This window comes from Planococcus donghaensis MPA1U2 (assembly GCF_000189395.1).
In the GTDB taxonomy this organism is placed as follows: Bacteria; Bacillota; Bacilli; order Bacillales_A; family Planococcaceae; genus Planococcus; species Planococcus donghaensis_B.
Map to the genome: position 1 here is coordinate 1 of NZ_AEPB01000025.1, position 16,521 is coordinate 16,521.

General features: G+C 37.3%; 13 protein-coding genes and 1 pseudogene. All 14 read right to left on the reverse strand.

From position 1 onward, the window contains the following. Positions 1 to 55 precede the first annotated feature (55 nt). The 14 genes and pseudogenes from GPDM_RS06805 to GPDM_RS06875 all read right to left on the reverse strand — a co-directional run bounded on the left by GPDM_RS06805 (position 56) and on the right by GPDM_RS06875 (position 16,503). Positions 56 to 769, reverse strand: coding sequence for a CpsD/CapB family tyrosine-protein kinase (locus tag GPDM_RS06805; protein ID WP_008430154.1), 714 nt, complete (start codon positions 767 to 769; stop codon positions 56 to 58). Continuing rightward, positions 763 to 1,497, reverse strand: coding sequence for a YveK family protein (locus GPDM_RS06810; RefSeq protein ID WP_008430155.1), 735 nt, complete (start codon positions 1,495 to 1,497; stop codon positions 763 to 765). Before GPDM_RS06810 ends, GPDM_RS06805 begins: the two co-directional genes overlap by 7 nt. A gap of 206 nt (positions 1,498 to 1,703) precedes the next feature. Then, positions 1,704 to 2,417, reverse strand: a complete 714-nt coding sequence (locus tag GPDM_RS06815) for a sugar transferase (protein WP_008430157.1) — start codon at positions 2,415 to 2,417, stop codon at positions 1,704 to 1,706. Between the two features lie 19 nt (positions 2,418 to 2,436). After that, positions 2,437 to 3,762: a UDP-glucose dehydrogenase family protein gene (locus GPDM_RS06820; RefSeq protein WP_008430159.1), complete on the reverse strand. Its 1,326-nt coding sequence runs from the start codon at positions 3,760 to 3,762 to the stop codon at positions 2,437 to 2,439. Between the two features lie 14 nt (positions 3,763 to 3,776). Further along, positions 3,777 to 4,664, reverse strand: coding sequence for a UTP--glucose-1-phosphate uridylyltransferase GalU (gene galU, locus GPDM_RS06825; RefSeq protein ID WP_008430160.1), 888 nt, complete (start codon positions 4,662 to 4,664; stop codon positions 3,777 to 3,779). A gap of 267 nt (positions 4,665 to 4,931) precedes the next feature. Further along, a pseudogene (gene manA / locus GPDM_RS06830) lies at positions 4,932 to 5,884 on the reverse strand (mannose-6-phosphate isomerase, class I). Positions 5,885 to 5,946: 62 nt separating this feature from the next. Next, complete coding sequence (locus GPDM_RS06840) at positions 5,947 to 7,332, reverse strand: sugar phosphate nucleotidyltransferase (protein WP_008430165.1); 1,386 nt, start codon at positions 7,330 to 7,332, stop codon at positions 5,947 to 5,949. Positions 7,333 to 7,758: 426 nt separating this feature from the next. Then, positions 7,759 to 9,069, reverse strand: coding sequence for a glycosyltransferase family 4 protein (locus tag GPDM_RS06845; protein ID WP_008430166.1), 1,311 nt, complete (start codon positions 9,067 to 9,069; stop codon positions 7,759 to 7,761). Positions 9,070 to 9,117: 48 nt separating this feature from the next. Further along, complete coding sequence (locus GPDM_RS06850) at positions 9,118 to 10,227, reverse strand: glycosyltransferase family 4 protein (RefSeq protein ID WP_008430167.1); 1,110 nt, start codon at positions 10,225 to 10,227, stop codon at positions 9,118 to 9,120. A gap of 73 nt (positions 10,228 to 10,300) precedes the next feature. Continuing rightward, a complete protein-coding gene (locus tag GPDM_RS06855; RefSeq protein WP_008430168.1) occupies positions 10,301 to 11,677 on the reverse strand; it encodes a hypothetical protein in 1,377 nt (458 codons plus the stop codon). 57 nt (positions 11,678 to 11,734) lie between these two features. After that, positions 11,735 to 12,706 (reverse strand): glycosyltransferase family 2 protein, encoded by a 972-nt coding sequence (locus GPDM_RS06860; protein WP_008430169.1) that lies wholly within the window; start codon positions 12,704 to 12,706, stop codon positions 11,735 to 11,737. A 39-nt stretch (positions 12,707 to 12,745) separates the two neighbouring features. Next, positions 12,746 to 13,810 carry a GDP-mannose 4,6-dehydratase gene (gmd, locus tag GPDM_RS06865; RefSeq protein ID WP_008430170.1) on the reverse strand — a complete coding sequence of 355 codons (1,065 nt, stop codon included), beginning with the start codon at positions 13,808 to 13,810 and terminating at the stop codon, positions 12,746 to 12,748. 11 nt (positions 13,811 to 13,821) lie between these two features. Then, on the reverse strand, positions 13,822 to 14,763 hold the full coding sequence (gene fcl / locus GPDM_RS06870) for a GDP-L-fucose synthase (protein WP_008430171.1): 942 nt from the start codon (positions 14,761 to 14,763) through the stop codon (positions 13,822 to 13,824). Between the two features lie 264 nt (positions 14,764 to 15,027). After that, positions 15,028 to 16,503 carry an MOP flippase family protein gene (locus GPDM_RS06875; protein WP_008430172.1) on the reverse strand — a complete coding sequence of 492 codons (1,476 nt, stop codon included), beginning with the start codon at positions 16,501 to 16,503 and terminating at the stop codon, positions 15,028 to 15,030. Positions 16,504 to 16,521: the final 18 nt, after the last annotated feature.

The window sequence follows — 16,521 nt, forward strand, 5'->3', positions numbered from 1 at the left end:
GAAAACTGATTGAACTTTTTTTATATTATTGTAACAACAAACGCATAATATTCACTTATTTTTCATTAGGAGCGCGAGTATAGTACTGAGCATAATTAAAATCCTTTTCCACTTGAACGTTGTTGAGGACGGTTCCAAGCAGTCGCGTTTTTGTTGAGGCAGTAATGGCATCTTTTGCTTTTAACGCATGTGCCCTTTCTGTTTTTCCCGAATTCAACACTAAAATAGTGCCTTCGCATTTATTGGCTAAAATAACACTGTCTGTAACCGAAAGCACTGGCGGACTGTCAAAGATTATCATATCGTACGTATCCAAAGCACTTTCAAACAGGAGGTCCATATTAGATGAACCTAGTAACTCTGCTGGATTCGGTGGAATAGGACCTGAAGGCAGTAAGTCTAAATTTTCTATTCCACTCGCTTGAATTGCCATTTTTAATGAAAATCGGCGAACCAGCACATTAGATAATCCCTTTGAATTACTAATTTTAAACGTTTGATGCATTGTCGGCTTTCTCATATCTGCATCAATCAATAAAACACGTTTGCCTTCTTGCGCAAAAACAATTGCCAAATTCGATGAGGTCGTTGATTTGCCTTCTAAATGAGATGCTGAAGTCACGACTAATGAACGAACTTTTCCACCCGGAACAGTAAAATGAATATTCGTGCGCAAAGTTCGAAATTGTTCAGAAACACGTGATTTCGGATTGGTAAATGCAATCAACTTTCTATTTTTCACTTCCGGTTTGTTCTTTTTCTTTACCATTCTTGTTCCTCCCTGCGCTTAAAAGCAATCGGTTCGTTAACCGGAATGTCTTCTTCATCATTCATTGGCGAGATTGCTCCGAGAACAGGTAAATTCAAAAGATCTGTTACATCTTCTTCTACTCTAATTGTCGTATCTAAATAGCGTAATATCATAGCAATTGCTGCTCCAATGATAAGTCCGACTATTGCACTTAATAAAATATTAAGTGGAGGATTTGGCGACACAGGTGTCTGATTTTCCAGGACCACAGCCGGTGATAAAATGGAAACATTATCGATATTCATCAATTCCATAATTTCCGTTTCGAAAACTTCAGCTACTTTATTCGCAATTCCAACAGCTACAGCAGGATCTGGATCTGTAACAAATATGGTAAGTAGCTGTGAATTTTCTGTAACCTCAACATTTACTTTTTCTACCATTTCTTGATACGACATTTCCAAATCCAACTGACTAATTACTTGATCCAATATAATAGGACTTTTTAATATCTCACTATATGTACTAACCAATTGCAAATCAATATCGATACTTTGGGAGTCGACGATTACTTCACTTTGCTTTTGACTAATAAGTAATTGAGTGGATGTTTGATAAATTGGGGTGATAAAGTAATACGATATCAAGGCTGTGATGATCATTATTACAATGGTAATAGCTAGTATTAATCGAATCTTATTTTTTAAGATGCTATAAATTTCACGTAAGCTGATGGTTTCTATCATTTCGCCAAACCTCCTTTCAATTAAAATTTCTCAAAAGCGAATAGCCTCCGCTCCTAAAGTGAGCCCCCTATATTTGCTTTTAAAACTAGTTATAGGACATCAAGGTCATTCCCTGATGTCCCCCAGTTCGAATGTATGAGCATTATGTGCAACTTCAACTTGTAGATTGCTTACCTTCATTCTGAAAATCTACTCATTGGTCACCATTAATACGCATCTTTAGATCCGAACAACACTAGAATCGTTTTACAGATTAACTTAATATCTAATGCCGTCGAGCGCTTGCGGATATATTCTAAATCCATTTCGACCCACTCTTTGAAGCTTATATTGCTTCTACCATTAACTTGCCAAAAACAAGTTAATCCAGGAGTTACACTAATACGTTGTTTCTCATAATTTGTGTACTGTGCGACTTCGTCCGGTAAAGCTGGTCGTGGACCTACGATTGTCATATCTCCACTTAGCACATTAACCAACTGAGGAAGTTCATCGATACTTGTTTTTCTAATAAATTTCCCGATTTTAGTAATTCTCGGATCGGATTTGATTTTGAATACAGGTCCCGATGCCTCATTTTGTTGTTGCAAAGCAGCTTTTAAATCTTCCGCGTTACTGACCATCGATCTGAATTTGTACATATCAAAAGTTCTGCCATGCTTGCCCACTCTTTTTTGTTTAAAGAATACGGGTCCTTTAGGATCTTCCATTTTAATTAACAGACTGATAATCAGAAATACGGGAATCAACATAATCAGCCCTACTAATGAACCGATAATATCTAGAAAGCGTTTTGTATACAAATAGCCATTGCTGGTATTTGTTTTTACGCTTTCAAATACCAATTCGCTGTATCTTGTTTTTATATTCATCTTTTCTTTTTCAGGAGCGGATACTGACATTTGAATCACCACTTTCATCATAAATTCCTGTTACGTATCAGATGGGAGTTACTTCAATCTGCTTGGCTGCAACCGGTCTACCGATCGAACGATACTCTATCCCGTGCGTTTCCATATCTTTTACCAAGAAGCAATTTCGCCCATCAATAACAAGCGGGGTTTTCATTTTATTAAATACGGATAATTCTACATTTTTAATCTCATCCCAATCCGTTAAGATCAGAGCTGCATCGCTATTTTCGATTGCTTCTGCTATGGAGTCAGCGTATCGAACACTTGAGTTAAGAACATTTTTTGCATTATCCATTGCAATTGGATCATAAGCCACTACCTCTGCTCCTTGCTTAATCAATTCGTCAGTCACTAAAATAGAAGCGGATTCGCGTAAGTCATCTGTATTCGGCTTAAATGCTAGTCCTAGAACAGCAATTTTCTTACCAGTAAGATTGGGAAGACAGTCATTCAACTTTCGTATGATAAGGCCTTGCTGCTTTTTGTTGACGTTAACTACACCTTTTAACAATTCAAACTCATATGCCACGTTACCCGCGATTTGGATAAGAGCTTTCGTGTCTTTCGGAAAACACGATCCTCCATAGCCAATTCCAGCTTTTAAAAATTGACTGCCAATTCGTTGATCTAGCCCCATACCCGTTGAAACATTTTCGATATTTGCACCTAACAATTCGCAAATATTGGATATTTCATTAATGAAGCTAATTTTAGTAGCTAAAAATGCATTGGATGCGTACTTAATCATTTCGGCGCTTTTAATATCTGTTTTGAAAATTGGGACATTAAATGGTTGATTGATCTTTTCGATGACGTTAAATGCATGTTCACTATCAGCTCCGATCACAATACGGTCTCCATGAAATGAATCATGAATAGCCGAACCTTCTTTTAGAAACTCTGGATTTGAAACAACTTCAACTTTTAAATCGCTTGTTAATTGAGATTGAATAATGCCTTTTATCATGTCGTTTGTTCCAACTGGAACCGTGCTTTTCGTTACGACAATGACATCCTTCTCTATGCAGTCGACAATATTTTCTGCTGCTTGAACAACAAAAGATAGTTCAGCAGAGCCGTCTGCATTTTCTGGAGTTCCTACCGCAATGTAAATGACATCTGCTTGCTGAAGTCCTTTACGATGATCACTTGTAAAACTTAAACGCTGTGCTGCTATGTTTTTTGTCATTAATTCACTTAAACCCGGTTCATAAATAGGCGATATCCCTTTTTGCATTTTTGCTACTTTTTCTTTATTAACATCGATACAAACAACGTCATGACCAATTTCAGACAAACTCACACCAGTGACCAACCCAACATATCCAGTTCCGATTACAGCTATTTTCATACCGATACCCCCGACTAAAATAGTGGTGTAGCTGATTTTTCAGCCATCAATTCGTTAATGATGTTTTCTACATCTCGGCCGAACTCGGGGCTATCTAAAGCGAACTCAATAGTTGTCCGCAAGAACCCAAGCATCTCACCTACGTCATAACGTTTGCCTTCAAAATCATAAGCAAAAACATTTTGAACTTCGTTAAGCTTTTGAATGGCATCTGTAAGTTGGATTTCTCCTCCTGCACCTGCACTTTGGTTGCCTAAATACTCAAATATTTCCGGTTCTAAAATGTAGCGTCCCATAATTGCCAAATTCGAAGGAGCAGTACCGGGCTTTGGCTTTTCTACAAAGTTACTAACTTCATAACAACGTCCATCCACTGCGCTTGGTTCGATAATGCCGTAGCGGTGAGTTTCGTGATCTGGAACTTGTTGGACCCCAATAATGGATGATTGCATTTTGTCGTATTGATCGATTAATTGCTTTAAGCAAGGTTTTTCAGCTTTAACAATGTCATCTCCTAATAGCACTGCGAAAGGTTCATTTCCGATAAACTTACGTGCACTCCAAACCGCATGCCCTAAACCTTTTGGTTCTTTTTGACGAATATAATGAATCTCAACATTAGAGGTGTGCTGAACTTTTTCAAGAAGTTCAAATTTGCCTTTTTTAAACAAATTATCTTCTAACTCGAAATTCTTATCAAAATGATCTTCAATAGCACGTTTGCCTTTGCCGGTGACAATAATAATATCTTCAATACCAGAAGCGATTGCTTCTTCCACAATGTATTGTATTGTCGGTTTATCTACGATTGGCAACATTTCTTTGGGCATCGCTTTTGTGACTGGAAGAAATCGAGTACCTAGACCTGCTGCTGGAATGATTGCCTTTGTAACTTTTTTCATTAGAGTACCCACCCGCCTTTCATTTTGCTAAACGATATTTTTTGATATTGGAATGGGTACCAAACGCGCCATTTTAAAAACATTTTTTACATATAGCCCGTTAAATATTGCCCCATTGTAACATCGATAGTCCCTAAATAGAAGTTTATTTATACTAAATTTTCAAATAAATTTTTATAAATAGTTTTATATACCTACTAACTAACTCTAAAAAACATAAAATGACGAACTTTTCATTTTTAAATATTCTGATAATTTAAGTCAGTTTTAAGTATGAGAAACAATCATTTCAAGATCTCCGTCAACAAAGTATTCACCGATTGTAGCCGGAACGATGAAATTATCACCTTTTTTCACCGTGGACACACTTTCTTTCGTCACGATTTGACCCATTCCATTAATCACACTAACTAACAAAAATCCAGTTGTTAATGGGACTTGTGCTCTTCCTTCGAGTTTCCAGTGATAAACTGTGAAGTATTCTCCTTCAATCAATCGTGTAGACTCAAGGTTTTTCAATCGCTCTTTCAAATTGTCTTGCATTACTTGTTTATGCGGACAAGTCATTACCGCCATCGCTTGTTCTAAGTGCAATTCACGCTTTTTACCTTCTTGATCCACTCGATCATAATCATAAAGCCGGAATGTAATATCTGAACTTTGTTGTGTTTCTAAAATCACTATTCCTTTTCCAATAGAGTGCAACGTTCCACTTGGAACATAAACAAAATCCCCTTTTTTCACTTTAAGACTTTGAAGTAACTTACTCCATTCACCGCGGTTAACGAGTTGCTGAAATTCTTCTCTCGATTGGGCTTGGTGACCAATAATGATTTCAGCATCTTCTTCACAATCCAAAATATACCAACATTCAGTTTTGCCACATGGCTTATGAATAGATTCATCGGCATACTGATCATCCGGATGTACTTGCACAGACAATTGGTCGTGTGCATCAAGTATTTTTACTAGGAGCGGAAATTCTCTATCCGTTATGTCAAAACCAAATAACTGAGGATATTTCCACCAAACATCCGATAATTTTTTCCTTTTAATTCACCATTCATAATAATAGAAGGTCCATTTTCGTGAGCAGATATAACCCATGCTTCACCCGTCGTTTGTGACGGAATATCATAATCGAACAACTCTTGCAGCTTACCACCGCCCCAAATTCTTTCTTGGAAAACAGGTTTTAAAAAAACAGGTTCTTTATACATGAGACTTCCCCCAATCATAGAAATAACAAGTCGTTACTCCTGTGCCAACTCTTTCGCTCAAGTCATCCGTAGCGAGCAGTCAGTTTCACTTTGCAAATTTCTTCGATTTCTTCCCACTCATTTGATGTACGGAAAATATCTTCTTCGATTAATTCACTGCCTGTTTGTACTTCAATAATTTCCATATTTGTAGTCGCTTTTAATGTATGCTTCGCACCTAACGGGATATGAATTACATCACCTGTTCGTACATGGCTCAATTGATCATTAAAAACGAAAATCCCTTCACCTTTAACAATGGTCCAGACTTCACTTCGTTTATAATGCATTTGGTAGCTAAGGTTTTTCCCAGCAGTTATCCCTAGCCGTTTGATGAGTACTTCGTTGCCTTCAGCATATCGCGTATATTCCAGCACACGATACCATCCCCATCTACGCTCTTCATACATCGGTCGACTATTAAAGCCATCGACATACTCTTTTACTTTCGTACTCGCATCTTTGTCTGTCACCAAAATCCCATCTGGACTAGCAGCAACCACTACATTGTCCAAACCAAGCAAAGTAATTGGAATATCGAGCTCGTTAACAATGTGAGAGTTTTGTACTCCTTTGCCAATGACGCCTTTACCCGTCACTTGAACGGCCATTTCATCTGTTAGCGTATTCCAAGTACCCAAATCTTTCCAATAACCGTCATAAGGTAACGATACAATGTGATTCGTGCGTTCAACCACTTCATAATCAAAACTGTTTTTAGGAAGTTTATGATAATTTCTTAACAATTGAGAATATTCAACAGGCATTCCTCTGTCTTTAAGTAAGTCGATTATATAACCTAATTTGAAAGCAAAAACACCGCAATTCCAAAGCGCTTGTTGTTCAATCAACTCTTCCGCTTGTTCTTCTGTCGGCTTTTCTTTAAAGTAATCGACCGTTAAATAAGAATCTTCGGCTTTATTTTTCGGAATAATATAACCGTATTTTGCTGAAGGATACGTAGGTTTTACTCCCATTAATGCCAAGTCTGCTCCAGAAGAAAGTAAAGCTTCTTCCAAATCTTGAACACGATTAAAGAAACGATTTTCCACGTAAGGATCTACCGGCAACATTCCTACAACTTCATCTAAACTGCATTTTTGAACTGAATACAGATAAACAGCTGCAAGTGCAATCGCTGGGAATGTGTCTCTTCTTTCTGGCTCAGTAACAACATGCACCCCTTGCCCTAGTTGTGTTTTAATCATATCCACTTGAGAGCTACTAGTTGCAATAATAGAATTCTCAGCCATCCCTATTTCTTCGATTTGCTTCCAAACCCGTTGGACCATCGAAACTTTGTTGCCATCTTCATCACTTAACACTTTAAGAAATTGTTTTGATCGCGCGTCATTTGAAAGTGGCCATAGTCGTTTCCCTGACCCACCTGACAATAATACTAATCTCATATTACGTCCTCCTCCTTGCTATACGCTTCTACCTGAGTAATAGTTACTAAGACTCATAAAATATTCTCGTCATGTGACATTTAGATATTTTTTATTTGAAAAATAAACTAAGTAACCAGTTGAACTAGTTAATCTGTAACGTTATGAACTCATTATATATATAAATACCTAATATTTCAATCTAATTTTCTAATTTATTAGAAATATCAGATATATTTACCCATTTAGTGTCCCGAGCATTGGTATATCAAGGGTTGTAAATTATTTTATTTTTCATTCTTTTTAGAAATTTAATAAATTCTTAGAATAATTTCTATGTTCACAGCTATTATCAGCTTTTATTTTCCATATAGTAGGAGAGAATATAGACACAAAAAACCAGATTTACGAAATCAGTTGATTTCGTAAATCTGGTTTTTGTTTGGTTTATTTATTTTTATGAACTGCTCTTTCATATTGCTCAATAGATCGAGTTGCGTCTGGCTCTGAATGATCTGATACTGTTTGCAAAACATTCCGGTACTTATTAATAGAAGTTTCTCTTGTTAAGTTTTGTTCGAGGTAAGATCTTCCTTTCAAGCCCATCGCTTTTAGCTCGTCTTTATCCAGACTCTTTAAGTATTGGATCGCATGAACAACTCCTTGGTAATTTTGAGGTTCAATAACGACACCTGCTCGACTTTCAAAAATCAAGCGTTGCACTTCGCTTCCTTGTTCCAAAACTCCAAGCACCGGCTTTCCAGCAGCCATTACACCATAAATTTTACTTGGTACGGAAACCCCTTTTATCCCTTTTTGATTTACGACCAAATGGACATCTGCTGCATTTAAGGAGTACTTAAGAAATTCTTTCGGTTGGTACGGTAGAAACTTAACGTTTTCCAACTTATTTTCTGTCGCATACGTCTGTATCCGCTGTTTAACAGCACCTTCTCCGATAAATAAAAAGACGATTTCGGGCTGATCCACAAATTCTTTAGCCACTTGAATTAAGTTTTCTAAATCATAATACAATCCGAGATTTCCAGAATACATAACGATAAATTTGTCTTGTAGCCCATTTAATTCTAAAAACTCACGAATTTCAGGTTCGGTTTTCTCAAGCGGTACAATCGCGTCTTCATCTGTCCAATTGCTGATGACCGTATGATTTGGTACTTTTCCTCCCTTAAAACGCGCTCGTAACGTTTCAGCCATGTCTTCACCGACAACCAATACTTGATCTGCATAACTACAGTTTAATTTGTCAATCGCTTTAGCAATTTTAAAGACGGTTTGGTTATTGGTATAGGCTACCGCTTGCGCCTGTTCCGGGTTAAAGTCATGAATGCTGTAAACATGTCGTGAGCGTTTCAACAGCTTGCCGATGGTTCCGATCAATCCGCCCAGTACAGGGGGCTGAGAAATCGTAAAAATAACATCTGTCCCTTTTTCTTTGAGCAAAGCGATGTTTGCCAACAAGAAATAAGAAGAGATGTATTTGATCCGACTGATTTTCGAATTTTTGTTTACTTCGGGCAGCTTGATCCGAACCACTTTAATATTCTCTACGTATGCTTCTTCAAACAGCTTGTGACTGCCATGATTTTCTCCTGCATATCCGGGTTGTGCTGCAATAACTGTGATTGTGAAATTTTGTTGGAGATGTTTTGTTAGCTCGGTCATTAATTGGCTTGTAGCTGCAAGATCCGGATAGAAGTAATTAATAACAAAGGTGATTTTTCTTTTGCGTATCATATGACCCTTCCTTTCCCTAAATGCATGCAACAAATTTGTTGCCTTTATTTACAGTTCATCAAATATAGAAACCAATCGTTCGGTGTATTTATCTTCTGTATAAAACGCTTCAAACGTATCACGGCTCTTTCTTCCAAGACGCATACGCTCTGCATCATTTGTCACCAAATCTTTTATTGCAGCTTTAACACCTTCTACTGTAGGTTCGATAACTACACCACAATCTTTGATCAACTCTGCAATAATTCCTCGGTCCGAAGAAATAATCGGCAACCCCGCTGCCATCCCTTCAATAATAGACATCGGTTGACCTTCCACTTTATATTTGGTCGGTAACGCCATCATATCTGACTCAAGGAAAAACCGTTTTTTCTCTTCTCCTTGCTTCAACCCATGATACTGAATCAAGTGATCCACATCATTTTCTGCGATATAATGCTTGATCTCTTGAAATTCATTTTCATTTTGAATTCCCCCAACCAAATCTAAACGTAAATTATGCCCTTCATGAATAAGCGCAGTTGTTGCTTTAATTAATTCGATATAGCCTTTTTCAAACATAAGATTACTTAAATACAAAAGAGAGATTGGTCCTTTTTTCTTACCTTGTCCCACTTCGTTTTTTAATATAAAGTCTGAAGGAATCCCATTAGAAACCACTTCTACCCGGTTGACATGACCGCGGTAATTCGGCGTCAACTTCTCACCTAATACGATGCCTACATCAATTTTACGCAATGAAGAGATGATAAACTTTTGTGTGATGCCAGAAGTAGCATCAATCGTGCCACCTAAGTTATTGCCATGCAAATGACTTACCACTTTGCCGCGCCCAAGAACTTTACATGCTTGAATCATTACACAATCACGCAATAACCCCATTTTTGTTTGTGAAATGGAAATATACAAAATTGGTTTTCTCATACGTACCGCTAAAAACCCAGAGTAAAGAATAGCTACTGAATCATTCAGCAATTTATCAAAAGAAATCGCACCAGGATGTTCAAAATCCTTCTTGCTTAAATTTATTTTTTTCACATTATATTGTTCGTGAAGTTTTTTAGAATTATACAAAGATTGAAGAGCGATGCTTTCTCCCAATATCGGAGGAGGCAAGGGCCCAACAAATATTAAATTCCCTTTTTTTATCCTAGTCATATGAAAGCACCTCTCCTGTAAATGACATCCACTTGCACAGCGGCAAAACAGCAAGCGTTAAACGTGCAGATTGTTAATATGAATCAGGGGAATTCAATTCACGCTTATCTACTAAATCTTTTTCGAAAGAAGAAACAACAAGATAAATGATGATAAAAACCGGTAAAATAATGACCAATGGTTTGATGTAATAAATAAAGCCATACCAGAACACTCGCGCAATGGTCAAAACAATCCAGTAATACCCTAATGCCATCCCGAAATTACCAAAAAGTTTCTTCAAAATAACGGCTGGTGTAAAAATAATAATATATGTAACAAATGGCGCTATAATTAGCCCAAGAACTCCAAAGTTCAAATAAAATTCTCCGTACACAAACAAACCATAATTGGTGTGAATGAGAGAAGCAACAAGATGGGCAGCTTCTGGACTCTTTGCTTCAATTCCAAGAAAAGAAGGAATCAGTTGCGGAATATAATCGATAATTGTATAAAAATTACCGTACGTATGCGTTACTTCAACTGCAGCAGCTGTGGAATATACTAAATCTTGAACAGTTGGGTAATTGACCAAAATTGAGACCGAATCCAGAATGGCTTGCACGTCAAAAATCAAACCTGAATGTCTTACCAAACCTAAATAAGAAAAAAGCAACAATCCTCCTGCGATCAATGCTACTTTTTTAAACGAAAAGCTCGATTTAATCACATCTAATTTTTTAGTAGCTGTTAACAGCAAATATAAAATCAATAGTAAACCTAAAATATCAACTCGTGCATAGTGAGACAATAACCAAAAAGGGACAAATAAAATCGCGAATTTTCGTAAACCACTTTCTTTTACGCCCATCAGCACGAAGAAATAGGAAATAACCACAACAGAATTCCAGGCATTTCCGGGCAACAAGCTCGGTGAAAGTTCGTTATACGTGCCTCCAGGTAAATCTGGCAAATAGATGATTGCAGAAATTATAGCTAATCCACTAAACAGCCAAGTCGCTAACAAACTATGCACCGTTCCAGAGTAATACGCCAAAATTTTAGCATCGTAATTGCCATACGTTTTGTTCGTTATCCATAGTAAAATTGACCAAACATAGTAGAAAAATAGCGCACTGAAGGCCAATATATGAAAGTGTCGTTCTATCAGATGGGTGCGATCATTAAATAAGGGCTGTACTTCTCCAATGGGTGCATAGCCTAATATGCTAACGATCGGCAAAAATAAAAGCACAAGTGAAAAGGAAGAAAATCCTACCTTAAAAATATATATATCCATTAATAGCTTGAAGGAAAAAATAATTAAAATGAACAAATTCCATGGATCATCAGCATCGAAAACCTGACCTATTTGAAGCAAATAATAGATCACTGAAATCCCAGTTATTAAATTGACGATGATAAATAGGACTTTTTCAAATCGATCATCGGCTTCCATATGCTTTTCCATAGTCTCATTCCTTTATTTATTATTCTCTTTTTTAACACCCTATTGCTCCCTCCTCCTTTAGGAGGGTACATCTGCAGAGAACAATTCGGATTTTTTATTGTTTTTTTTAGATTGCCTATATAGATAGGTCAAAACTTTCATGTGTAAAAACGTGCTAAGGTAATAGAATAGAAAATTCAATGACATTCGGTCATTTTTATATCCTTCTACTAATATTTTTCGAGATAATTGTACGGTTTCCTTATTTTGACCGATAATCCCCGTCCGAAACACAACTTTCCAAATCGTTAACGTAAAACGATGAAAAGTAGATTTCCGCTGCTGCATCGCTAGTTTTTTATACTTCTCAAAAATACTTACATGTCCCTTGAGCACGGAAGCTTTATTGGTCGTAATTCGCTCTCCACTATGATGATAAAATAACACCATACTGTCTTTAACGAAATCGAATTTTGTAACTTGGGCCAAACGGATATACAAATCCCAGTCTTGACAGCTGGGCAAACCAGAATCAAATCCTTCGATTTGATCTAATACTTCTTTCCTAACTAATACCGAAGAAGTTGTATCGATATAATTAAACTCGAGTAATTTAGATAGAATATCACCGCGATATTCCGGAATAATTTTACGAGTAGGCTGATTGTTTTCATCGACTACTTGCACCCCTGTATAAACCACTCCAACATCTGGTTCGTCATGAAATTTCTCCAACTGCTTTTCAATTTTTTCTGGTAGCCACTGATCATCTGAATCTAAAAAACCGATGAAATTTCCAGTCGCTCTTTTTAGACCGGTGTTTCTCGCTTCCGATCCACCCTTGTTAACTTCATGCTTCAAGTAAATAATCCGGTCATCTGTCATTTCTGCCACAACAGCTGCCGTATCATCTGTTGAAAAATCATCAATAATGATGATTTCCAAATTTTGATGACTTTGTTTTTCTAAACTTTCTACAGCTTTTTTCAGCAGTTCCGAACGATTGAACGTTGGAATAATAACACTGACTTTGTCATTTAAGGTCACCATTGCACTTTATCCCTCCACCCGTTAAGGAACCCGCTCTGTTTAGTATTCGCTAATTGCACTCTTTTTTTTGTTTACTAAATTACAATCATGTGTCACCATAATTTCCACTAACTCTTCAAAAGAAGTCGCTGTTGGATTCCATCCAAGTAGCTTTTTCGCTTTTGAAGGATCGCCCAGTAACTGCTCAACCTCAGCTAAACGGAAATATTCAGGATTCACTTCAACTACAACTTCTCCAGTCTTTGCATTAAAGCCTTTCTCATCGATACCTTCTCCTTGCCACTCTACTTCGATTCCCGCATGTTTAAATGCCAGTGTCGCGAACTCACGTACTGTATGCATTTCTCCAGTTGCGATGACGAAATCTTCTGGCGTATCGTGTTGCAACATTAACCACATACATTCTACATAATCCTTGGCATAACCCCAGTCTCGCCTTGCATCAAGGTTCCCGAGTAACAATTTGTCTTGCTTGCCATTCGAAATACGCGCAGCAGCCATTGTAATTTTACGTGTTACGAATGTTTCTCCACGTCGTTCAGATTCATGATTAAAAAGAATGCCATTTACTGCGAACATGTCATAAGATTCTCGGTAGTTTTTCGTGATCCAATAGCCGTATAATTTCGCCACTCCATAAGGAGAACGCGGATAAAATGGCGTGGTTTCTCGTTGTGGAACTTCTTGCACTTTCCCATATAATTCTGAAGTAGAAGCTTGATAAATACGCGTCTTTTTTTCCAACCCAAGAATACGCACTGCTTCTAAAATGCGCAAAGTCCCAATTCCATCAACATCTGCTGTATATTCAGGCGTCTCAAACGATACTTTCACATGAGACATGGCTGCTAAATTGTAAATTTCATCTGGTTTAATTTCACTGATTAGTCGAATGATATTAGAAGTATCTGTCATATCCCCATAATGAATATAAAAGTTGTCACTCGATTTTAACTCTTCAATATATAAGTGCTCAATGCGTCCTGTATTGAAACTTGAACTTCTCCGAATGATGCCGTGCACCTCGTAACCTTTTTCTAATAAGAAATCTGATAGAAACGAACCGTCTTGACCGTTTACTCCAGTAATCAATGCTTTTTTCATAATGATCCCCCTTATAATCGTACTTTCTCTGTCTGTTCTAAAAACCAATCATAAGCCATTTTCAATCCATCATCTAATGAGATTTTTGCTTCCCAGCCAAGACTTGTTAGTCGACTAACGTCCACTAACTTACGCGGTGTACCATCAGGTTTCGATGTATTAAAGACGATTTCACCCTCATAGCCAACTGTTTCCCTTACTTTTTCAGCAAGCTCTTTAATCGAAATATCTCTGCCTACACCGATATTTACCAAATCGTTTCCGTCGTAAGTATTCATTAAGTAAATGGCTGCATCTGCCAAATCATCAGAGTAAAGAAATTCTCGCTTTGGTGATCCAGTGCCCCAAACTTCAACAGCTTCAGATTGAGAGACTTTCGCTTCATGAAATTTCCGAATTAGCGCAGGTAGCACGTGTGAACTTGTTAAGTCGAAATTATCATTCGGACCAAATAAGTTTGTCGGCATGATCGATATAAAGTTTGTGCCGTATTGACGGTTATAAGATTGACACATTTTAATGCCTGCTATTTTAGCAATAGCATACGGCTCGTTAGTTGGCTCAAGTTCCCCAGTCAATAAAGAATCTTCTTTCATCGGTTGTTCTGCAAGCCTTGGATAAATACACGTACTGCCTAAAAACAGCAATTTTTTTACCCCATTCCGATGAGCAGCATCAATCACGTTTGTTTGAATCATTATATTGTCTCGGATGAACTCTGCTGGATAATCATTGTTTGCAACAATCCCACCAACTTTTGCAGCTGCTAAAAAAACGTAATCTGGTCGTTGCTCTTGAAAAAAAGCATCAACTTGATTGGAGTTTGTCAAATCCATTTCTTTACTGGTTCTAAATACCAGATTGTGATAGCCATTTTCTTGTAAGTTCCGTACAATTGCTGACCCTACAAGTCCGCGATGTCCCGCTACGTAGATTTTTGACTCCAAGTTCATAAATACCCCACCTTTTTTAGCTATTACCTTGCACGAAAACAAAAGGAATTACTGTTTATATCATTATCTGTTAAAGAAGTATTCATATTAAACAGAAAAAACCATTATACCCAAGACTTTTTACTTACTAATGGCGTTTATTTTCTTATTCTACCATACAATAGTCTAAATATTACAGATTATTTAGACTATTTGATGTTTTATGTTATTAATTTAAAATGCTTCCTTACTATCGAGTATATAAATGATTTTTCTACTCTTGAATCAAACTTGTTTTACTAACGTCTTTTTTCGAAAAAACCCTTTTACTTCCGCTACTAATTCTCGTTGATTTAATAACAGCAATACCCCATAAATCAGTCCACCAATAATCGCGTCAACAATGATGATGCCGACCTCTCCAACTTCTGTTAGCTGAGAATTCAACAAATACAAGAATGCCAGCATAATAACTGAATGGACGACAGGCTTAGCAATCGAGAGATTTAATTCCCGTAAACTGTCTCCAATAATTTGACGGATCCGCACATAATAACTGACATAAAACAACAGCATTCTAAGCAACCCGACTGCAATCGCAACAATAAAAATCTCACCAGACAACCCTGCTAAAAATACGACCACTGGAATAATCCCTAGTTGAAACAATTGCCAATAAAAACTCCACCTTACTTTGCCAACGGCGATAAACAAGCTGCCGCTTGGATTTCCTAAAGCTTTAAATAATCCGTACAAGCAAAGAATTTGGATAATCAGAACACTTTCTCCCCAGTCTTCACCAAGTAGAAGCGGAACGGCGTAGGGCGCAAGAACAATAACTCCCGCCAACAGGGGCGCATTAAAGCTCGTTAACATGTTCGTAATTAATAAATACGTCTTTCTCAATTTACGTTGATCCAATTGAATTTTTGAAAAAACAGGAAATGCTACTCGGTTAATCATGGAGTTGAGTTTTTGAACCGGCTGCATGATCAGATTCATGGCCATGCTGTAATAACCAAGCGCAACGGGACCTAACATAACACCAACAACCATTTGATCAATTTTAGTGGTAAAATAATTGATACTTGTTGAACCTAAACGATACAAGCCAAAGCTAACAAAGTCTTTAATCGCATTCCACGAAAAGACAAACTGAGGTCGAGTATTTGAATTTCGGAAGCCAGCAACAACCCACGGCACACTTCTAAATAGCGACATGACAATGTGTCCATAAACGAGTGACCAGGCACCTAGAGTGGTAAAAGCGGCTAAGTAAACCGTTAACAAGACGCCAATTGTTGTTGCCAAAATTTCATTTTTAGTAATTTGTGCAAATTCCAGTTTTTTGGTCGCCAGTGTTTGAAACTGCAATCCAAACGGTAAGATGATAAAACTAATCCCAACCACTTGGATCATGCCAGTTAAGCTCGGTTCGTTAAACATCAGCGCAATCGCTGGAGCTAATAGGAATAAGACGAGGAACAAGACACATCCGACAAAAATAGAAAACCAGTACAAACTAGACAACTCTAGTTTGTTGATTTTTTCTTTTTGAATAATGGCGTCTGTTATCCCCATTTCCAAGAACAATTGCGAAAATTGAATTACGATTTGCACCATAGCAATCAGCCCAAAGATTTCCGGACCCAATACCCTACCTAAAATCAGCAGCTGGGCGATTTGGAGAACGCTCGTTACGAGCATCGATATAGAAGTAAGTTTGACACTAGTTACTGCTTTGTTTTTTAAAGATGCCATAAGCCATTCCTCTAATCC